Here is a 20204-nt window from a genome sequence, read left to right on the forward strand (position 1 = left end):
AATTATGACTCTGGAAGAAGCACAGAAACAAGTGGACCAATGGGTGAAAACATACGGCGTCCGTTACTTCAGCGAGTTGACCAATATGGCAGTTCTGACGGAAGAAGTAGGAGAACTGGCGCGTGTCATGGCCCGCAAATATGGAGATCAATCCTTTAAAGAGGGAGAGAAAGATAATATAGATGAAGAGATAGCAGACGTTTTATGGGTGCTTCTCTGCATTGCCAACCAGACAGGTGTAGACATAACCACTGCTTTCCAGAAAAGCATGGATAAGAAAACGAAACGAGATAATAAAAGACATATCAACAACCCAAAACTGAAAGATCATGGAAGAGAATAACTCACAGCCCAACAAGTACAATGCCGCATTGGCAAAGTATAATACCAATCTGAGCGATGCAGATATTCAAGCTCGCGTAGCTGAATTGATTGAGAAAAAAGTGCCGGCAAACAACACGGAAGACGTTAAGAAGTTCCTGTTCAACTGTATTGATCTGACTACTTTGAATAGTACAGACAGTGACAAAAGTGTGATGCACTTTACCGAAAAAGTCAATCAGTTTGACGACGAATATCCTGATCTTAAAAATGTTGCAGCAATCTGTGTATACCCCAATTTTGCAGCCATCGTTAAGAATACGCTGGAGGTAGACGGAGTCAATATAGCCTGTGTATCAGGAGGTTTTCCCTCTTCACAGACATTCATTGAAGTAAAAGTGGCAGAAACAGCATTAGCAATCGCAGAAGGTGCAGATGAAATAGATATTGTCATTTCCATCGGCAAATTCCTAAGCGGAGACTACGAAGGAATGTGTGAAGAAATACAGGAATTAAAGGAAGTTTGCAAGGAACGCCACCTCAAAGTGATCCTCGAAACTGGTGCACTAAAGAGCGCTTCCAACATCAAGAAAGCCTCTATCCTATCCATGTATTCGGGCGCAGATTTCATCAAGACTTCCACTGGTAAGCAACAGCCTGCCGCTACTCCGGAAGCCGCTTACGTGATGTGTGAAGCCATCAAAGAATACCACCAGAAGACCGGAATCAAGATTGGATTCAAACCGGCAGGTGGCATCAATACCGTTAATGATGCGATTATTTACTACACAATTGTAAAAGAGCTATTGGGTGAAGAATGGCTGGATAATCAACTGTTCCGCCTGGGAACCAGCCGCTTAGCCAACCTCCTTCTTTCTGACATCAAAGGGGAAGAAATCAAGTTCTTCTAAGCTAAAGGCTACATTAGCAATCAAATACGCCTTACCGCGCGATTCCCGTACTCCGGGAACCGACGCGGTATTTTTTATTTAAGAAAATCTAAAGATAGTTACAGGAGAATTCAGAAAAATACTTATCTTTGTAAAAGGTTTAGCGATGAAAATATAGCTAATTAGTTATATTAGAGAACGTTTCATTTATTACCAATTCCTGGAATTCGGCAAAATTCAAAGTTATGAATGGTAATAAGCAAACGGGTCTCACGCACCTTCATGTATATACTTTTGTTATATATCGAATGGAGCGTGGGACTGTTGCTTGTATACTCATAACGGCTTGCCGAAGCCTCAGGAAAATACATGGCAACAGTTCTCACGCTTTTCATGAACCTTTGAAGGTATTAGGATGGACGCATATACAAGAACCTTAAGATTTAATCACAACCCTCTGAACCTCATCCTCGGAGCAGAGAAAAAGAAGGGGCTACGCATCGGTTATATGGAAGCCGGACTGCAAGGCTTCTATCTCAACTCCATGGAGACCGGAATCCATCCGCAAAAGCTATCCAAACTGCTAACAGAGGAGTTTCACTGCACCGATAATGAGTCCGCCACCGGACTATTCCAGTTCCTTATCAACGAAGGCGACAGAGTCTCCTACCAGATTATGCTCCCCTATTTACTCTCTACAGAGAACATCAACGAGTTCGAAAACATCATTCAAAAGCGTTTTTTCGGAGTGGAACGCTTTATCCGTCAAGGAAAGAATCTATACAAATTTGTGAAATATACAGAGGAAAGAAGGGACCCTATTATATGGATAAATGACTTGGAAAAAGGCATTATCGGATGGGATATGGGACTGCTTGTGAGCCTGGCGCGCGCCTCCCAAGCATGTGGTCACATCACCAAAGAGGAAGCCTGGGACTACATAGAGCAAGCCGCCAAATTATGCTCTTTAGATCTTCATACAGCGGAAGAAATAGACAAGAGTTTCCTTTTAGGAAAAGCGATGAAATCGGAAAAGATAGAAGATTGGGACCGGTTATTATTGTGCTATTCACTTCTGGCAAAATACCGGAAGTAACTATTTTTCGCGGTCTACTACGTAATCCAGATAAGCCCGGAGAGCTGCACAGATATCAGAATCCGGCAAAGAAGCCAATAGATTAAAAGCTTTTTGCTTATAGACATTCATAGTCTGAACCGCATATTCAATACCTCCGTTTTCTTTAATAAACGAAATCAAATGAGCTATTTCATCAAGAGTAGCCGTACCCTCCTTTACTTTGATTGCAATTTCTTGCGCTTCCTCGTTTTTCGTCGTATTCAGCACATACAAAGCAGGTAATGTCAGTTTACCTTCAAGCATATCATTACCCGTAGGTTTACCAATCTCCTTATTATCAAAGTAATCGAAAATATCATCCTTTATCTGGAAACAGATCCCAATATATTCGCCCAGCAAACGGGCAAGTTCAGCTTCCCCCTCACCCACACCTACCGAGAAAGCGGCAGCCTTTGTGCAGGCAGCAAAAAGAGCAGCAGTTTTCTTGCGGATTACATCAAAATAGACTTCCTCGGAAAAACTGTGATTACTTACATTTGAAAGCTGAAGCAACTCACCGTCAGCAAGATCCTGTCCAAGAGTGGACACCAGCTGAATAATACGATGACTGTTTGTCAGTTCGGCGTGTACGAGGCTGGTTGCCAATAAATAGTCACCCGTCAGCACCGCTACTTTATTATTAAAGATAGCATTTACCGAGAGCTGTCCACGACGTTCGGAACTTTCATCCACTACGTCATCATGTACCAGGCTGGCCGTATGAAGGAGTTCCAGTGAAACAGCCGCATGAAGAGTGGAAGGACATATAGCTCCATAAAGACGTGCCACGAGTAAAACAAGAATAGGCCGCATCATCTTACCATTCCTCTGCCGTATGTGAGATACGACGCTATCGAGCAATGCATTTGAACTGGAGAGAGAACTATCAAAAAGTTCTTTGAAGTCGCCCAGTTCCGCTTCAATCGGAGTTCTGATAAGTGAGATACTGTCCATTTATTACACAATTTGAGCACAAAAGTAATAATAAAACGCTTAATACCGTATTTTTTTGTACTTTTACCATGAAAAATTAATTAAATCTATGGATTCAGGTAATAAATTATTTCTTTTAGACGCTTATGCATTGATATATCGGGCGTATTACGCCTTTATTAAGAACCCAAGAATCAATTCCAAAGGATTCAACACTTCAGCCATACTGGGTTTTGTGAACACCCTCGAAGAAGTATTGAAAAAAGAGAATCCCACTCATATAGGAGTAGCCTTCGACCCCGCAGGTCCCACCTTCCGCCACGAGGCTTTTGAACAATATAAAGCACAACGCGAAGAAACTCCAGAAGCAATTCGTCTTTCCGTACCTATTATAAAGGATATTATACGCGCCTACCGCATCCCCATTCTGGAAGTGGCAGGCTACGAAGCCGATGATGTGATAGGTACGCTCGCTACCGAAGCCGGTCGCCAGGGTATCACTACCTATATGATGACTCCCGACAAAGATTACGGGCAGCTGGTAAGTGACAAAGTATTTATGTATCGCCCCAAACACACAGGAGGTTTCGAAGTGATGGGAGTGGAGGAAGTGAAAGCCAAGTTTGACATTCAGTCTCCGACACAGGTGATCGATATGCTCGGACTGATGGGCGACTCTTCAGATAACATTCCCGGATGTCCGGGAGTAGGAGAAAAGACTGCTCAAAAACTGGTCTCCGAATTCGGAAGCATCGAGAACCTATTGGAACATACCGACCAACTGAAAGGAGCATTGAAAACAAAAGTGGAAACCAATCGGGAAATGATTACGTTCTCGAAATTTCTCGCCACCATTAAAATCGATGTCCCTATCCAACTTGAGATGGATGCTCTTGTCCGCGAAGAAGCAGACGAGAATTCACTCCGCAGCATTTTCGAGGAATTGGAATTTAGAACACTCATCGACCGGGTGCTCAAAAAAGATATTTCCGGAAACGGAATAACCTCTGCCACCGGAAGCAAAGTTGCTACTGGAAAAAGTGCCCCCTCTCCTCTTCCACTTTTTCCCGAAGAAGGAGGCGGAATGCAAGGCGATTTATTTGCGAATTTCACGCCCGATGAACCGGGTGAAGCAAAAAAATCGAACCTAGAGACGTTAGAATCGCTCACTTATAGCTATCAACTTATTGATACAGAGGAGAAAAGGCAGGAAATTATTCAAAAGTTACTTACATCGAAAATTCTCTCGTTAGATACGGAAACCACCGGAACCGAACCAATGGATGCCGAATTAGTCGGAATGAGCTTTTCGATTGCAGAGAATGAAGCTTTTTATGTTCCCGTACCATCGGACCAAGACGAAGCGTTAAAAATCGTAAATGAGTTCCGTCCGGTCTTCGAAAATGAGAATTCGTTAAAAGTCGGACAAAATATCAAGTACGACATGATTGTTCTTCAAAATTATGGCGCAACAGTAAAAGGTCCACTTTTCGATACGATGATCGCTCATTATGTTCTTCAACCGGAACTTCGTCATGGCATGGATTATCTTGCGGAAATTTACCTGCACTATCAGACTATCCACATTGACGAACTGATAGGTCCCAAAGGAAAGAATCAGAAGAACATGCGCGATCTCGACCCGAAAGATGTATATCTATATGCCTGCGAAGATGCAGACGTAACTCTGAAACTGAAAAATGTATTGGAGAAAGAACTGAAAGAAAATGATGCAGAACGTTTGTTCTATGATATAGAAATGCCACTAGTTCCCGTATTAGTTAATATAGAACGAAACGGAGTATTGCTGGATACGGAAGCATTGAAGCAATCGTCCGCCCATTTCACCGCCCAGATGGAGCAAATCGAAAAAGAGATTTACGAATTAGCCGGTGAAACTTTCAACATCGCTTCGCCCAAGCAAGTCGGTGAGGTACTATTTGACAAACTGAAAATCGTAGAGAAGGCAAAAAAGACTAAGACCGGCCAGTACGTCACCTCGGAAGAAGTGCTCGAAAGCCTCCGGCACAAACATCCGGTAGTAGAAAAGATTCTGGAACATCGTGGACTGAAAAAGCTATTGGGCACGTATATAGACGCACTCCCCCAGCTCATCAATCCACGCACAGGAAGGGTGCACACCTCTTTCAACCAGACTGTAACCGCTACGGGACGCCTTAGTTCAAGCAATCCGAACTTACAAAATATCCCTATCCGCGACGAGAACGGAAAAGAAATCCGCAAGGCTTTCATCCCCGATGAAGGCTGCCTCTTCTTCTCTGCCGACTATTCGCAAATTGAATTGCGCATCATGGCACACCTTAGCGAGGATAAGAATATGATTGATGCTTTCCTTAGCAATCACGATATTCATGCGGCCACTGCTGCCAAAGTTTATAAGATCGACCTGAAAGACGTAGGTTCCGACATGCGCCGTAAAGCCAAGACTGCCAATTTCGGTATCATCTATGGCATATCCGTATTTGGTCTTGCCGAACGAATGAATGTAGATCGTAAAGAAGCCAAAGAGTTAATCGACGGTTACTTTGAAACTTATCCGGGAGTGAAAGCATATATGGATAAAAGCATTCAGGTGGCCCAGGAAAAAGGCTATGTGGAAACAATCTTCCATCGGAAGCGCTTCTTGCCGGACATCAATTCCCGGAATGCCGTTGTACGCGGATATGCCGAACGAAATGCCATCAACGCCCCTATCCAGGGAAGTGCGGCAGATATTATAAAAGTAGCAATGGCACGTATCTATCAACGGTTTCAGGCCGAAGGAATACAAGCCAAAATGATCCTGCAAGTACATGACGAATTAAATTTCAGCGTTCCTGTCAATGAAAAAGAGCGTGTAGAAGAAATCGTCATCGAAGAAATGGAGAAAGCATACCGTATGCACGTCCCCTTGAAAGCAGATTGCGGATGGGGCAAAAACTGGCTTGAGGCACATTAAACCATCAAGTGAATAAAGACTACCTCAATAAGGAATTGCTATCTTTTAGATACTAATTGCGCGGGGAGACTCCACCTTATCCGGGGCCTCCGCTTACAAAATAAAAGCAAGTATGAGTAATAACATTATTTAACTCTGTATCCAGAAAGCTAGAAAAAAGATTCCTTTTTCGACGAAGTGATTCATTCTATATCCGGCAGATTGACTGCCGGATATTTTTTTGTCACCAATATTGGCAAAAAGCTAGTTATCACCCACCTTCACTCTTGACATTTTGACAATCTTTTATCTTCAAAAATGCATAAATACCAAATTAATATGTAGATTTGCAGCATAAAACCAATGTATTTGGTAGACAAATGAAAGTATAACCCAAAAACTTAAATAGCCATGAAAGCAAAAGTATCTTTAAAAATGTTCGTTTTATCTGCAGCTCTTCTTGTTGTATCGCTTGCTACTTCTGCACGTAGCTACGATAATCAATTGATTTATAATCCAATCGAAGAGAATGGCATGACAGTGGGACAAACCGTTTACAAAATGAACGGAAATACACTCGCCAACTACATGAAGTACAACTACAAGTACGATGACAACAAACGTATGATTGAAAGCGAGGCCTTGAAATGGAACAATAGCAAAGACGCATGGGAAAAAGACCTACGCATCAATTACACTTATGAAGGCAAGACCGTTACTACGAATTATTATAAATGGAACGCTAAAAAACAAGCCTACGTACTGGTACCCGAAATGACCGTTACGATGGATAATACAAATATGTAACATAAACTCTCTCTCATTCTAATATTCTAACAAAAGGATACGCCGCTTCTGCTGAAGAAGTGGCGTATTTCATAATATGAGGTCTACATTACAAAACAAAGAAACGCTCTTGCAGTTCTTTTAGATAACTTCGGGAAATAATCAAATCGTTCTTATCGTGAAAAGGCGGATAAAGTTGACAGCATTTACCATCAATCATTGCCAGATAATTAACATTTACAATAGCAGATTGGCTAATCTGTACAAAAGCTTGTGAATAACTGATAATATCTTCTGCTTTTGTATTTCGCTTCAAATTCAGACAAGTTTGATTAAACAAGACCACCTGCCATTGACGTTTGTCTTTCAGATATTCAAAAAAGCCGATTTCTTCCAGTCGCAAGAGTTTGAAGCCTGTCACTGTACTAATCATAAACATGCCTTGCTGGGGCATCAATGCACTAATAGAAGAAGCAAAAGAAGGCAAAAGAGGAAGCGAAGTAGAGCTCATAGCCTTCCGGTAACGGTCCATAATTACTTTCAGGTCTTCTGCTTCAAAAGGCTTCAGCAGGAAGTCGAAAGCCGACTCACGCAACGCCTGAAGCAAGTATTTGTCATAAGAGGTGTAAAACACAACCTTCATATCCCACAAAATATCCTCCCTGATTTCACTTAATAGATTGAGTCCCAACGTATCCGGAAGTTCCACATCAAGAAACAATAAGTCCGGATGCAACTCCATAATCATCTTTTTACCTTTTGCACCATTCCCTGCGATTCCTTTTACTTCAAATTCACGATAGGGCTCCAACTCTCGGCGCAAAGCATCAATCGCTGTACGTTCATCGTCAACGATGACTACCTTATACTTTTCTTCTGTCTCCATCATAAATCATAAGAAAAACGAAACGGGATATATACCGACACTTCCGTACCGGTTTGTCCATCGCTTCTGTTGGTTATATTAAAACGTATTTTATCACTCTTGTTCTTTGTATTCAGTAATTGAATGGTCTGATACAACACTTTCAATCCTGTACCAGTACCCCGTGTGGCGGAAACTACCTGCGGGAGATACCCGCGTCCGTTGTCGGTAACCGTTATGCGAATCCCATTTGTTTCACGGGAAACATATACCATTAGCTCCTTTTTTCCGTCCTTTCCCGCCAGTCCATGTTTAATAGCATTCTCCACCGGAATTTGCACAATCATAGATGGAATCATGATGCGGGTTGCATCTAAACCGTCCTCCACCGTGATTGTTGCGACAAAATCTTCTCCGACACGTCCACGTTCCAGTTCGATGTATGTACGGACGAAATCCAGTTCGTCTTGCAAAGATACGCTCAATTTCTCGGTAAGTTCGAGGCTACGACGGAGATATTTCACCAGTTCCATCAGATTATGTTTCACCTCTTCCGAGCCGTTAAACTGATTGATCTCACGTCCCAGTACATTAAAAGTAAAATGAGGAGAAATCCGGCTTCTCAAATTCTCCATGCGGACACGGTTGATTTGCTGGAAGAAACGCTGGCGAAGAAACTCCCTCTTTTTACGCATATACCAGACAACTATCACTACCCCTGCCACAAGCAACACGCAGACAAGTACCCAGATAGATACGCTCAACTTGAGCACTCTCATCTCTGCCGCCTGTCGCTGAATCTTCATTTCCTTACGAAGCACTATCGTATCCTGCCGGTAACGCATATCCAATTCGGCAACACGCATCTGTATCCGTTCGCTCCGGATGGAATCGTCCAGATGGCAATCACGTTTCAGGTATTCATAGGCACGGCGATAATCACCGGTATGCTCAAAATAATGTTGCAGATACTGATTGCGTATAGTCAACATATTGGCGTCAAGATGCCCCACAGGAGCAGTCCGGGCGATCATAGTCTTCGCTTGGGCTATATTACCTTTCTTCAATGCCAGTTCAATCATCTGGGTTTCAATGTAATGAACAGCCGAGTTATGCTGTATATCGGAGAAGAAACGATAACTTTCGTCCAGGCAGATCTGTGCGGAGTCCAGTTTGTCAGTCAGCAAGTACAATTCTCCCAGGTTTACTTTGATAAAGTTCTGTTCAAACACCATCTGCGGATAAGAAGATACGAGTGCATTGGCCCTGCGCATATATTTCAAAGCCTCCTGATAGTTTTTCCGGTAATAATAATGGTTGCCGCGATTGTTGAGATAGGTCCATTGCTCGCTCACGTTCATTTCATCGAAGAACTGCCCGGCCAATTCATAGTAATGATTGGATAAATCGAAATCGCGCAGTTCCATGTAAGTCTGCCCCAATCCGTAGTAGACAGGAAATTTCGTGTGCTCGGACAAGTTCAAAGAATCACAGAGAAACAGGGCGCGCCGGTAATACGAAGCAGTGTGCGCCAAGTCACTGCGATGCAGATAGGCATCAGCTATATTGATACAAATATCCGGAAGCAGGTGTAGTTTTTTTCCTTTCAGGCGATATCCATAGGCTTTCTTATAGTCGATAATTGCAGAATCAGGGCGGTTCAGTTGCATCCATACGTTGCCTTCGATATTATAGACATCGGACAATACATCATTCCATCGTGGAGACTGGAGAGATTCAGAAGATTGGGAAGCATTGCGGGAAAATTCTTTTACCCGGCGGTTGTAATAGAGTATAGAATCAAAATCGGAAGAGACAAAAAATGTTTTCCCGTAAAGGGCGAGCAGACGATAATAAACCAGGGAATCTTGCGTCTGCGTCAGTGCCTCAAGCAGTTGTGAGCGGGAATAATGCACATTGGAAAACAAAGAATCCTGTACACGAACTTCCAGAGAATCAACCAACGCCTGTTCGCATGAAGAGCTATTGCGGTGTCTATCAGCATATCCGCAACTCAACAACATCAACAGCCCCAACAGTCCAAATAGTTTCATAGCAGTCTTCTGATTCATCAGTCCCCTTATTCATGTCATGTTTTGAATGTGACAAAAATACATTATTTATCCTGAATCCCAGCGAATTTTATTATTTTTTTAATACCTTTGTGCCCATATAAATATGAGCAACTGACCTAATGAGTCCACTGAACTTCACCCACATTTTGACACAGGCAGTCGATGAGCTATCGGAAAGCGAATCTTATAAAGGACTGTTTCATCAGCACAAAGATGGCGAGCCACTGCCCTCTGCAAAAGTCTTGTATGAAATTATTGAGCTTTCACGCTCCATTCTTTTCCCCGGATATTACGGAAATTCTACTATTAACAGCCGGACTATCAATTATCACATCGGTGTAAACATTGAAAAATTGTTTGATTTACTTTGTGAGCAAATCTTGGCCGGATTATGTTTTAGCACTTCCATAGAGGGGAAATGCAACGTCTGCTCCGACTCCAAACGAGAAGAAGCTGCACGTCTTGCTGCTAAATTCATCAGTAAGTTACCCGCTATGAGGAGGATACTGGCAACAGATGTGGAAGCCGCCTACAACGGTGACCCGGCTGCCGAAAGCTATGGAGAGGTCATATTCTGTTATCCGGCCATTAAAGCGATCAGCAATTACCGTATCGCGCATGAATTGCTGGAACTGGGTGTTCCTCTGATTCCCCGTATCATCACGGAGATGGCGCATAGCGAAACGGGAATTGATATCCATCCGGCCGCAAAGATTGGCACTCACTTCACCATCGACCATGGTACGGGTGTCGTAATCGGCGCCACGAGTATCATCGGAAACAACGTCAAACTATATCAGGGTGTCACGCTGGGAGCCAAGAGTTTCCCGCTGGATGCCGACGGAAAACCTATCAAGGGAATCCCCCGCCATCCGATCCTGGAAGACAATGTAATTGTTTATTCCAACGCCACTATTCTGGGAAGAATCACCATCGGGCGTGATGCAACCGTAGGCGGTAATATCTGGGTAACGGAAAACGTGCCCGCAGGAGCAAGAATCGTACAAACTAAAGCAAAAAAATAAAATCAAAAGAATCTATATGAGCGAACAATTCGAGATGATAGCCAAGACTTTCCAGGGACTGGAAGAGATACTTGCAGAAGAACTGACAGCATTAGGAGCCAACGACATTCAAATAGGACGTCGTATGGTTTCATTTACAGGAGATAAACGTATGATGTACAAGGCTAATTTCTGTCTACGTACCGCCATCCGTATCCTGAAACCCATCAAGAACTTTACGGCCAAAGATGCTGACGAGGTTTACAATCAAATACAGGCTATTCCATGGGAAGAATATCTCGATGTGAACAAGACATTTGCTATCGATGCAGTAGTATTCAGTGAGGAGTTCCGCCATTCGAAATTCGTTTCGTACAAGGTGAAAGATGCGATTGTGGACTACTTCCGCGAGAAAACGGGTAAACGTCCGTCGGTACGCATCAACAACCCGGATGTACTTCTGAACATTCATATTGCACAGACTACCTGTACCTTGTCGTTGGACTCGTCCGGAGAATCACTTCACCGTCGCGGTTATCGCCAGGAAGCGGTAGAAGCTCCGTTGAATGAGGTATTGGCTGCCGGCATGATTTTAATGACCGGATGGCGTGGAGAATGTGATCTGATCGATCCGATGTGTGGTTCGGGTACTATCCCTGTAGAAGCCGCACTGATTGCTAAGAATATCGCTCCGGGAGTATTCCGTAAAGGGTTTGCTTTCGAGAAATGGGTGGATTTCGATGCGGATATGTTTGATGAGATTTACAATGACGACAGTCAGGAGCGTGAGTTTACTCATAAGATTTATGGGTATGACAACAATCCGAAAGCGAATGAGATTGCAACTCACAATATAAAAGCTGCCGGTGTATCGAAAGATATCGTGCTAAAATTGCAACCGTTCCAGCAGTTCGAACAGCCGAAAGAGAAATCAATCATCATCACCAATCCTCCTTATGGGGAACGTATCTCTACGAATGATTTGCTCGGTCTTTACCAGATGATCGGCGAACGTCTGAAACATGCATTTGTAGGAAACGAAGCATGGGTGCTTTCTTATCGGGAAGAGTGTTTCGACCAGATTGGCTTGAAGGCAAGCCAGAAGGTTCCTTTGTTCAATGGACCGTTGGAGTGTGAATTCCGCAAATATGAGATTTTTGACGGAAAATATAAAGAGTTCAAGAGCCAGGAAGAGGGCGAAGAGAAGAAAGAGGGTGAAGGTGAACAGGCTCCAAGATTCAGAGAAAGAAAAGAGTTTAAGCCACGTCGCGAAGGTGAATTAAAACCACGCCGGGATGGTGAGTCCAGACCTCGCAGAGAGGGAGAATACAAGCCACGCAGAGAAGGAGAATACAAGCCGCGCAGAGAAGGTGGCGACTTCAAAGGTGGCGACAGAGATAGAAAGCCACAGGGAGAATTCCGCGGAGGAAGAGATTCGAGAGGCCCGAGAGAGTTTAAAGGGAACCGGGAGCCGAGGATTCCGAAGAAGGAAGGGGAATAGGCTAAGATTCAATAGTTAATGACTTATTTCAGCAATCATTAACTCACAGAATAAATAGTTCAAGGTCGCAAATTGCGATCTTGAACCCAAAAATAACCATATTAATCAACAGTCATAGACAGTAAGCTGCCAGTTAAACGAAATATGAATGATTTAATCATAGTAGAAAACAAGATATATGAGATCAGAGGGCAGAAAGTTATGCTTGACTTTGATTTGGCGGAAATGTATGAGATTGAAACAAAATATCTCAAGCAAATGGTAAGAAGAAATATAGAACGATTTCCAGCCGATTTCATGTTCCAATTATCAAACGAGGAAGTTAACTATCTGGAAATCAGTTTGAGGTTGCAAATTGCAACCTCAAACAAGGGCGGTAACCGATATGCACCTTTTGCTTTTACCGAACAAGGTGTCGCCATGCTTTCTGGAGTACTTCGAAGCCCTAAAGCCATCAAAGTCAACATCAACATCATGCGAGCCTTCGTCCACATGCGCCAATACCTGCTCTCCCATGCTCCAAAACAGGAATTGGAAGAATTGAGGAAAAGGATTGAATACTTGGAAGAGGACATATCCTCCGACAGAGAAAGCTACGAGAAGCAATTTGACGACCTATTCACCGCTTTCGCCAAATTGAGTGCTGCCATTCAAATAAAGCAGACTCCTTTGGACAGAGTAAAAATAGAAGGATTTAAAAACAAATAATAAAGAAAAGAGCAATGAGTAAAATTGGAAAAAGAGCCATTCTGTTATTGTTGGCACTACCAATCGGATTCAATGTTATGGCACAAGAAACCAAAAAACCGACGCTGGAAGAACTGATTCCGGGCGGCGAGAGTTACCTCTATGCAGAAAACCTGTACGGGCTGCAATGGTGGGGCGACGAATGTATCAAGCCAGGAGTAGATACCCTTTATTCAATTCAACCCAAAACCGGGAAAGAAACAATGGTTATCACTCGCGAGCAAATCAACAAAGTGCTTGAAGAAAACAAGGCAGGAAAATTATCACACCTGTATTCCGTCCGTTTTCCATGGACAGACAAGGCACAAATGCTATTCACGATAGCAGGAAAGTTCATTGTATATGATTTCAAGAACAATCAGGTTATCAGCACTTTCAAACCAAAGGACGGGGCAAATAATGAAGACTATTGCGCAGCCAGTGGAAATGTGGCTTACACGATAGATAACAATCTATATGTGAATGAGAAAGCAGTAACCAATGAACCCGAAGGCATCGTTTGCGGACAAACAGTGCACCGCAATGAATTCGGTATCAACAAAGGAACTTTCTGGAGTCCGAAAGGCAACCTGCTCGCTTTCTACCGTATGGATGAAAGCATGGTGACACAATACCCGCTTGTAGACATCACTGCACGTGTAGGCGAAGTAAATAACGTACGCTATCCGATGGCAGGAATGACGAGCCATCAGGTAAAAGTAGGCATTTACAACCCTGCTACCGGTAAAAGCATTTATCTGAATGCAGGCGATCCGACAGACCGTTATTTCACTAACATCAGCTGGGCACCGGATGAAAAGAGCCTCTACCTGATCGAAGTAAACCGCGACCAGAATCATGCCAAACTCTGCCAGTACAACGCAGAGACAGGAGAACCCATGGGAGTTCTCTATGAAGAAATGCACCCTAAATACGTTGAACCGCAAAACCCCATCGTATTTTTGCCGTGGGACCCTACCAAGTTCATCTATCAAAGTCAGCGTGACGGCTACAATCACCTTTATCTCTTTGAGACAAATGCAGCAAACATGAAAGGTGAAACCTATAATAGTGCCAACGGCGGTAGTTATTTCCAGGCCGGTAAAGTAAAACAGCTAACCAAAGGCAACTGGCTGGTCAGCGAAATCCTAGGATTCAACACAAAGCGTAAAGAGGTCATCTTCACTGCCGTAGAAGGCTTGAGAAGCGGCCATTTTGCAGTAAACGTAAGTAATGGAAAGATAAGCGAGCCGTTTGAGAACTGCAAGGAAAGCGAACATAGCGGAACACTTAGCGCCTCTGGTACATACCTTATCGACCGTTATTCCACCAAAGACCAACCCCGCGTCATCAACCTGGTAGACACCAAAAACTTCAAAGAAACAGCCAACTTGCTGACAGCCGAAAATCCTTACGACGGATACCAGATGCCAAGCATCGAAACCGGAACAATCAAAGCGGCAGACGGCACTACCGACCTGCATTACCGCCTGATGAAGCCGGCAAACTTCGATCCGGCTAAGAAATATCCCGTAATCGTATATGTCTACGGAGGCCCTCACGCGCAATGCGTCACCGGAGGATGGCAGAACGGCGCACGCGGATGGGACACATACATGGCAAGCAAAGGCTATATCATGTTCACCATCGACAATCGCGGTAGCAGCAACCGCGGACTAACATTTGAAAATGCCACCTTCCGCCGTCTCGGTATCGAAGAAGGCAAAGATCAGGTGAAAGGCGTTGAATTCCTGAAATCCCTCCCCTACGTAGACAGCGAGCGCATCGGCGTACATGGATGGAGCTTTGGAGGTCACATGACTACCGCCCTGATGCTCCGTTACCCGGAGATATTCAAAGTAGGCGTTGCCGGAGGTCCGGTAATCGACTGGGGTTATTATGAAGTGATGTACGGCGAACGCTATATGGACACACCGGAAAGCAATCCGGAAGGCTACAAAGAATGTAACCTGAAGAATCTTGCCGGTCAACTGGAAGGTCACCTGTTGATTATTCACGACGATCATGACGATACCTGCGTGCCACAGCACACCCTGTCGTTTATGAAAGCCTGTGTAGATGCCCGCACTTATCCCGACCTGTTTATCTACCCGTGCCACAAGCACAACGTAGCAGGCCGTGACCGTGTACATCTGCACGAGAAAATCACCCGGTACTTTGAGCAGAACTTATAAAACCTGTGAAGTCCACCGCATCTATACAAATCATATATAACAGTATAACTTATAATAGCACAAAGATGAAGATATTATTACTTGGCTCGGGCGGCCGCGAACATGCACTGGCATGGAAAATTGCCCAAAGTCCGAAAGTTGAAAAACTGTACATTGCTCCGGGAAATGCCGGAACAACTGCCGTAGGCGAGAATGTCAACATCAAAGCAACCGATTTTGAAGCCATCAGCGCTTTCGCTCTGAAAGAGAACATTCAAATGGTAGTAGTAGGCCCCGAAGACCCGTTGGTAGAAGGAATTTACGACTACTTCCAGAACCGTCCGGAGCTAAAGCATATTGCCGTTATCGGTCCTTCGGCTCAAGGAGCAGAACTGGAAGGAAGCAAGGAGTTTGCCAAAGGCTTCATGATGCGCCACAACATCCCGACAGCCCGCTACAAAAGCATCACTTCCGCAAACCTCGAAGAAGGTCTCGCTTTCCTCGAAACGCTGGAAGCTCCCTATGTATTGAAGGCTGATGGTCTTTGTGCCGGAAAAGGAGTACTTATCCTCCCTACACTGGACGAAGCTAAAGTAGAACTGAAAGAAATGCTGGGTGGCATGTTCGGCTCTGCATCGGCAACCGTTGTAATCGAAGAGTTCCTAAGCGGTATCGAGTGCTCTGTATTCGTACTGACAGACGGAGAACACTATAAAGTCCTCCCCGTAGCCAAAGACTACAAACGTATCGGTGAAGGCGACAAAGGATTGAATACAGGCGGTATGGGTAGCGTTACTCCGGTTCCGTTTGCCGATGAAGTATTTATGGAGAAAGTACGCACACGCATCATCGAACCGACCATCAACGGCCTGAAAGAAGAAAACATCACTTACAAAGGCTTCATCTTCCTCGGTCTTATCAAGGTGAAAGGTGAACCGATGGTGATCGAATACAACGTCCGCATGGGCGACCCGGAAACAGAAAGCGTGATGCTCCGTATCCAGAGCGACTTCGTAGAACTGCTTGAAGGTACTGCCGCAGGCAACCTGAACGAAAAAACACTGGTGATGGACCCACGTTCAGCCGGCTGTGTCATCCTTGTCAGCGGCGGTTATCCCGAAGCCTACGAAAAAGGATTCCCTATCAGCGGACTGGAACAGGCTGCCGCTACCGACAGCATCATTTTCCATGCCGGAACAGCCATGAAAGACGGACAAGTAGTGACGAACGGAGGACGTGTGATTGCCGTTTGCTCTTACGGTGCAACGAAAGAAGAGGCACTGGCACAGAGCTACAAAGTGGCAGACATGATCGACTTCGACAAGAAGTATTTCCGCCGCGATATCGGATTCGATTTGTAATTCAAGTTTCGCACGCAAGTAGCCCTATTCCGCATAGCGTTGAACACCATGACTTGTCAAGCATTAATAGTTGAGTTATCAAGTATTAATAGTTTAGACGACAATTGTTAATACTTGAGGAATCAGGTATTAACAGCTGACAGGATGGTTGTTAACATCAAGCATGCAGGATATTAATATCCAGAATATCAACCGAATGTACCTATAGTATCAAGAGATAACAAGTAATAAACTCATGAGAAATAAAAGACTACAAAGTCAAGTGACGGCAGGACGGTGGACCCTGCCTGCCGTTATCTTTATCTGCGCCCTGGGCTGGGTGTTGACTTACTTTTTATTTCCCGGTTCCATAGCCTCAACCGTACTCGAAAGCAGCCCTTCTGCCTGGCAACCCGCCCGCGATTTTCTGCTTCCGGGGTGGGCAGACCGGATTGTCAGCTTCCTGATTTATGCAACCATCGGTTACTTTCTGATAGAGCTGAACAATCAGTTCAGCATTATCCGTATGAGGGCTTCCATGCAGACAGCTATCTATTTCCTGCTGGTCACCGTCTGCCCGAAAATGCATTACCTATATACAGGAGATATTGTTGCCCTGGGCTTTCTCATTTCCATTTATTTTCTGTTTAAAAGCTATCAGCAAACTCAAGCTGCGGGTTATTTATTCTACTCCTTCTTCTTTATCGGAGCGGGAAGTATTCTGTTCCCACAGTTCACCATCCTCTCGGTGCTTTGGTTGCTCGAAGCCTACCGTTTCCAGTCGCTCACTCCGCGTAGTTTCTGCGGTGCGCTGCTCGGATGGATGCTGCCATACTGGATGCTGTTCGGACACGCCTTCTTCTACAACGAGATGGAGTTGTTCTATCGCCCTTTCAATCAGCTACTAACTATCGGGGAATTCTTCAACCTGCAAATCCTCCAGCCTTGGGAACTGGCAATACTCGGCTATCTGTTGGTGATGTTCATCGTCAGTGCCGTCCATTGCATCGCCGCCGGATTTGAGGATAAGATACGCACACGCGCCTATCTCCAATTCCTGATAGACCTGACGATTTTCCTGTTCCTGCTGATTGCCCTGCAACCGATATATTGCAGTGCCCTATTGCCTTTGCTTATCATAAGCAACAGCATCCTGATCGGACATTTCTTTGTACTGACCAATAGTAAAAGTTCGAATGTGTTTTTCATCATTTCATTGGTCGGTCTCATCCTCTTATTCGCTTTTAATATATGGACGCTTTTATAGATTCAACGATACAACTCCTCATAGAATGGGGACTCCCGGGATTATTCATCTCGGCTTTACTGGCTGGGAGCATCGTGCCTTTCAGTTCCGAACTGGTACTGGTGGCACTGGTGAAACTCGGTCTGCCCCCGATAGCCTGTCTGATCTCCGCCACTCTGGGCAACACAGTAGGCGGAATGACTTGCTACTACATGGGACGTCTGGGCAAAATCAGTTGGATCGAGAAATATTTCAAGGTAAAGAAAGAGAAAGTAGACAAAATGGTGAAATTCCTGCAAGGAAAAGGAGCATTGATGGCCTTCTTCACCTTTCTTCCCGCTATTGGGGAAGTGATAGCCATTGCACTGGGATTTATGCGAAGCAACACATGGCTCACCATAGTTTCCATGTTTGTCGGCAAACTGATACGTTATATTCTTCTCCTGTATGCACTCGAAAGTGCCTGGGACGCTATAGCAGGGTAAGGATTTTAAATATCAGGTAAAAAGGATTAGACGTTAGACAGTAAGCATTAGAGATTGTATGATGGAAAGGATTATTGAGAAAACCGACGACGGGAGCGCTACCCTGTTTGTTCCGGAATTGAATGAACATTATCATTCAACGAAAGGGGCACGCACGGAGTCTCAACATATTTTCATCGATATGGGACTTAAAGCCTCTTCCGCCACTACTCCGCATATTCTTGAGATCGGCTTCGGGACAGGGCTAAACGCCTGGCTCACCCTTGAAGAAGCAGAAAGAAGCAGACGGAATATACACTATACAGGATTGGAACTCTATCCACTGGAATGGCAGACGATAGAGCAATTAGGATATATCTCCAATGATGAACAATTAACGACGACCGCCCGGCAGCAACCGGCTATCGAATTGTTTAAGCAACTTCATACATCACCTTGGGAGAAAGACGTGCAACTCACTCCACACTTCACCCTACGGAAAGTAGAGACAGATGTAAACAAATGGGTTGAGAACAGAGAACGAACAATGAGCAATATCAATGATAGCGTAACCAACGCCGAATCACCTGCCCTGAATCTTTCATTTAACCTCATTTACTTCGATGCCTTTGCACCGGAAAAGCAACCGGAAATGTGGTCGCAAGAACTATTCAACCGCCTCTACGTTTTATTAGATAGAGACGGCATCCTGACCACTTACTGCGCCAAAGGTGTCGTCCGCCGGATGTTACAGACAGCCGGATTCACAGTAGAACGTCTGCCCGGACCTCCGGGTGGTAAACGGGAAATATTACGGGCCCGAAAATAAGAATAGAAACAAGATAAAAAAGAACCCCCGAAATAGAAGAAGTCATGAAAAAACAACTAAAAGATATGAGAACCCTTTTCCTCCTTAGTGCCTGCCTCCTAATGGCAGCCTGCACAGGACGCTCTTCCCAAGCAAGCAACGATGACGAAGCAAAACCGGTGATTACCGTCACCCTGGAACCGCAACGTTATTTCACGGAAGCTATTGCCGGAGATAAATTTAAAGTAGTCAGCATGGTCCCCAAAGGTTCCAGCCCGGAAACCTATGATCCTGTCCCCCAACAACTTGTTTCTCTGGGAGACAGCAAAGCCTATTTCCGCATCGGATACATCGGATTCGAACAGACCTGGATGGATCGTTTGATGAACAATACCCCCCATATTCAAGTGTTCGACACCTCCAAAGGGATTGACCTCATACTCAACAATGATGACCACGACCACGGACATAACAGTAACGACGGGCATATCCACGCCGTAGAACCGCACGTATGGAATTCCACCGGTAATGCTTTAATCATTGCAGGAAACACCTACAAAGCCCTTAGCCAACTGGATAAGGCAAATGAGGTATACTATAGAAACCGTTACGATTCGCTCTGCCAGCGTATCCAGCACACCGACAGCCTGATTCGCCGTCAACTCTCCGCTCCCGAAGCAGCCAAAGCCTTCATGATTTATCATCCGGCTCTCTCCTACTTCGCCCGCGACTACGGATTGCATCAGATTCCCATCGAAGAAGGGGGCAAAGAACCTTCTCCCGCCCATCTGAAAGCCTTGATAGACCTGTGTCAGGCAGAAGATGTACGTGTAATCTTTGTTCAACCGGAATTTGACAAACGCAATGCGGAAACCATCGCGCAGCAAACCGGAACGAAAGTGATCCCTATCAATCCGCTAAGTTACGACTGGGAAGAAGAAATGCTGAATGTAGCCAAAGCCCTCGCGCCACAGGCTGCAACAAAATAAATGTATAAAGAAAGAACCCATCAAGCC

At 44.6% G+C, this 20204-nt stretch carries 17 protein-coding genes; 14 read left to right on the forward strand and 3 right to left on the reverse strand.

Going from position 1 to position 20204, the window contains the following annotated elements; all coding sequences use genetic code 11:
* The first annotated feature begins 4 nt into the window (after nt 1-4).
* The 3 genes from N5O98_RS03075 to N5O98_RS03085 all read left to right on the forward strand — a co-directional run bounded on the left by N5O98_RS03075 (nt 5) and on the right by N5O98_RS03085 (nt 2307).
* Nucleotides 5-343: a nucleotide pyrophosphohydrolase gene (locus N5O98_RS03075; protein WP_004296714.1), complete on the forward strand. Its 339-nt coding sequence runs from the start codon at nt 5-7 to the stop codon at nt 341-343.
* Nucleotides 330-1232 (forward strand): deoxyribose-phosphate aldolase, encoded by a 903-nt coding sequence (gene deoC / locus N5O98_RS03080; RefSeq protein WP_004302958.1) that lies wholly within the window; start codon nt 330-332, stop codon nt 1230-1232. Before N5O98_RS03075 ends, deoC begins: the two co-directional genes overlap by 14 nt.
* Nucleotides 1233-1626: 394 nt before the next feature.
* A complete protein-coding gene (locus N5O98_RS03085; RefSeq protein WP_022199984.1) occupies nt 1627-2307 on the forward strand; it encodes a DUF1266 domain-containing protein in 681 nt (226 codons plus the stop codon).
* Here the strand turns inward: N5O98_RS03085 and N5O98_RS03090 are convergent, their stop codons facing one another.
* Nucleotides 2308-3282, reverse strand: a complete 975-nt coding sequence (locus tag N5O98_RS03090) for a polyprenyl synthetase family protein (RefSeq protein ID WP_004296710.1) — start codon at nt 3280-3282, stop codon at nt 2308-2310.
* 88 nt (nt 3283-3370) lie between these two features.
* On the opposite strand from N5O98_RS03090, the gene polA reads away from it, so the two are divergent.
* Nucleotides 3371-6220 carry a DNA polymerase I gene (gene polA, locus N5O98_RS03095; protein WP_022199985.1) on the forward strand — a complete coding sequence of 950 codons (2850 nt, stop codon included), beginning with the start codon at nt 3371-3373 and terminating at the stop codon, nt 6218-6220.
* A 390-nt stretch (nt 6221-6610) separates the two neighbouring features.
* The gene (locus N5O98_RS03100; RefSeq protein ID WP_118161521.1) at nt 6611-7006 is read left to right on the forward strand and encodes a DUF3836 domain-containing protein; all 396 of its coding nucleotides are present in this window, start codon (nt 6611-6613) and stop codon (nt 7004-7006) included.
* Between the two features lie 88 nt (nt 7007-7094).
* Here N5O98_RS03100 and N5O98_RS03105 read toward each other — a convergent pair whose 3' ends face one another.
* Together N5O98_RS03105 and N5O98_RS03110 are read right to left on the reverse strand one after the other, a co-directional pair.
* A complete protein-coding gene (locus N5O98_RS03105; RefSeq protein WP_004324209.1) occupies nt 7095-7874 on the reverse strand; it encodes a LytR/AlgR family response regulator transcription factor in 780 nt (259 codons plus the stop codon).
* Nucleotides 7871-9922, reverse strand: coding sequence for a tetratricopeptide repeat-containing sensor histidine kinase (locus N5O98_RS03110; RefSeq protein ID WP_022199986.1), 2052 nt, complete (start codon nt 9920-9922; stop codon nt 7871-7873). Before N5O98_RS03110 ends, N5O98_RS03105 begins: the two co-directional genes overlap by 4 nt.
* Before the next feature lie 122 nt (nt 9923-10044).
* Here N5O98_RS03110 and N5O98_RS03115 point away from each other — a divergent pair, with 122 nt between their 5' ends.
* The 9 genes from N5O98_RS03115 to N5O98_RS03155 all read left to right on the forward strand — a co-directional run bounded on the left by N5O98_RS03115 (nt 10045) and on the right by N5O98_RS03155 (nt 20177).
* Nucleotides 10045-10950, forward strand: coding sequence for a serine O-acetyltransferase (locus N5O98_RS03115; RefSeq protein ID WP_004296704.1), 906 nt, complete (start codon nt 10045-10047; stop codon nt 10948-10950).
* A 16-nt stretch (nt 10951-10966) separates the two neighbouring features.
* Nucleotides 10967-12430, forward strand: coding sequence for a THUMP domain-containing class I SAM-dependent RNA methyltransferase (locus N5O98_RS03120; protein ID WP_022199987.1), 1464 nt, complete (start codon nt 10967-10969; stop codon nt 12428-12430).
* 144 nt (nt 12431-12574) lie between these two features.
* Nucleotides 12575-13138, forward strand: a complete 564-nt coding sequence (locus N5O98_RS03125; protein ID WP_022199988.1) for an ORF6N domain-containing protein — start codon at nt 12575-12577, stop codon at nt 13136-13138.
* Between the two features lie 14 nt (nt 13139-13152).
* The gene (locus N5O98_RS03130; protein WP_022199989.1) at nt 13153-15351 is read left to right on the forward strand and encodes a S9 family peptidase; all 2199 of its coding nucleotides are present in this window, start codon (nt 13153-13155) and stop codon (nt 15349-15351) included.
* 65 nt (nt 15352-15416) lie between these two features.
* Nucleotides 15417-16691: a phosphoribosylamine--glycine ligase gene (gene purD, locus N5O98_RS03135; protein WP_004296700.1), complete on the forward strand. Its 1275-nt coding sequence runs from the start codon at nt 15417-15419 to the stop codon at nt 16689-16691.
* Between the two features lie 235 nt (nt 16692-16926).
* On the forward strand, nt 16927-17937 hold the full coding sequence (locus tag N5O98_RS03140; RefSeq protein ID WP_118161520.1) for a hypothetical protein: 1011 nt from the start codon (nt 16927-16929) through the stop codon (nt 17935-17937).
* Complete coding sequence (locus N5O98_RS03145; protein WP_004296698.1) at nt 17922-18401, forward strand: YqaA family protein; 480 nt, start codon at nt 17922-17924, stop codon at nt 18399-18401. Before N5O98_RS03140 ends, N5O98_RS03145 begins: the two co-directional genes overlap by 16 nt.
* A 61-nt stretch (nt 18402-18462) precedes the next feature.
* Nucleotides 18463-19209 (forward strand): tRNA (5-methylaminomethyl-2-thiouridine)(34)-methyltransferase MnmD, encoded by a 747-nt coding sequence (gene mnmD / locus N5O98_RS03150; protein ID WP_032851885.1) that lies wholly within the window; start codon nt 18463-18465, stop codon nt 19207-19209.
* Between the two features lie 44 nt (nt 19210-19253).
* Nucleotides 19254-20177, forward strand: a complete 924-nt coding sequence (locus N5O98_RS03155) for a metal ABC transporter solute-binding protein, Zn/Mn family (RefSeq protein WP_118161519.1) — start codon at nt 19254-19256, stop codon at nt 20175-20177.
* Nucleotides 20178-20204 lie beyond the last annotated feature (27 nt).

It is taken from the genome of Bacteroides sp. LFL-34, assembly GCF_027257075.1.
Classification (GTDB): domain Bacteria; phylum Bacteroidota; class Bacteroidia; order Bacteroidales; family Bacteroidaceae; genus Bacteroides; species Bacteroides ovatus.

What these genes read in the sequence shown, in the direction of transcription:
- N5O98_RS03075 (WP_004296714.1), top strand. Translation starts at nt 5, where the DNA reads ATGACTCTGGAAGAAGCACAGAAACAAGTGGACCAATGGGTGAAAACA.
- deoC (WP_004302958.1), top strand. Translation starts at nt 330, where the DNA reads ATGGAAGAGAATAACTCACAGCCCAACAAGTACAATGCCGCATTGGCA.
- N5O98_RS03085 (WP_022199984.1), top strand. Translation starts at nt 1,627, where the DNA reads ATGGACGCATATACAAGAACCTTAAGATTTAATCACAACCCTCTGAAC.
- N5O98_RS03090 (WP_004296710.1), bottom strand. Translation starts at nt 3,282, where the DNA reads ATGGACAGTATCTCACTTATCAGAACTCCGATTGAAGCGGAACTGGGC.
- polA (WP_022199985.1), top strand. Translation starts at nt 3,371, where the DNA reads ATGGATTCAGGTAATAAATTATTTCTTTTAGACGCTTATGCATTGATA.
- N5O98_RS03100 (WP_118161521.1), top strand. Translation starts at nt 6,611, where the DNA reads ATGAAAGCAAAAGTATCTTTAAAAATGTTCGTTTTATCTGCAGCTCTT.
- N5O98_RS03105 (WP_004324209.1), bottom strand. Translation starts at nt 7,874, where the DNA reads ATGATGGAGACAGAAGAAAAGTATAAGGTAGTCATCGTTGACGATGAA.
- N5O98_RS03110 (WP_022199986.1), bottom strand. Translation starts at nt 9,922, where the DNA reads ATGAATCAGAAGACTGCTATGAAACTATTTGGACTGTTGGGGCTGTTG.
- N5O98_RS03115 (WP_004296704.1), top strand. Translation starts at nt 10,045, where the DNA reads ATGAGTCCACTGAACTTCACCCACATTTTGACACAGGCAGTCGATGAG.
- N5O98_RS03120 (WP_022199987.1), top strand. Translation starts at nt 10,967, where the DNA reads ATGAGCGAACAATTCGAGATGATAGCCAAGACTTTCCAGGGACTGGAA.
- N5O98_RS03125 (WP_022199988.1), top strand. Translation starts at nt 12,575, where the DNA reads ATGAATGATTTAATCATAGTAGAAAACAAGATATATGAGATCAGAGGG.
- N5O98_RS03130 (WP_022199989.1), top strand. Translation starts at nt 13,153, where the DNA reads ATGAGTAAAATTGGAAAAAGAGCCATTCTGTTATTGTTGGCACTACCA.
- purD (WP_004296700.1), top strand. Translation starts at nt 15,417, where the DNA reads ATGAAGATATTATTACTTGGCTCGGGCGGCCGCGAACATGCACTGGCA.
- N5O98_RS03140 (WP_118161520.1), top strand. Translation starts at nt 16,927, where the DNA reads ATGAGAAATAAAAGACTACAAAGTCAAGTGACGGCAGGACGGTGGACC.
- N5O98_RS03145 (WP_004296698.1), top strand. Translation starts at nt 17,922, where the DNA reads ATGGACGCTTTTATAGATTCAACGATACAACTCCTCATAGAATGGGGA.
- mnmD (WP_032851885.1), top strand. Translation starts at nt 18,463, where the DNA reads ATGGAAAGGATTATTGAGAAAACCGACGACGGGAGCGCTACCCTGTTT.
- N5O98_RS03155 (WP_118161519.1), top strand. Translation starts at nt 19,254, where the DNA reads ATGAAAAAACAACTAAAAGATATGAGAACCCTTTTCCTCCTTAGTGCC.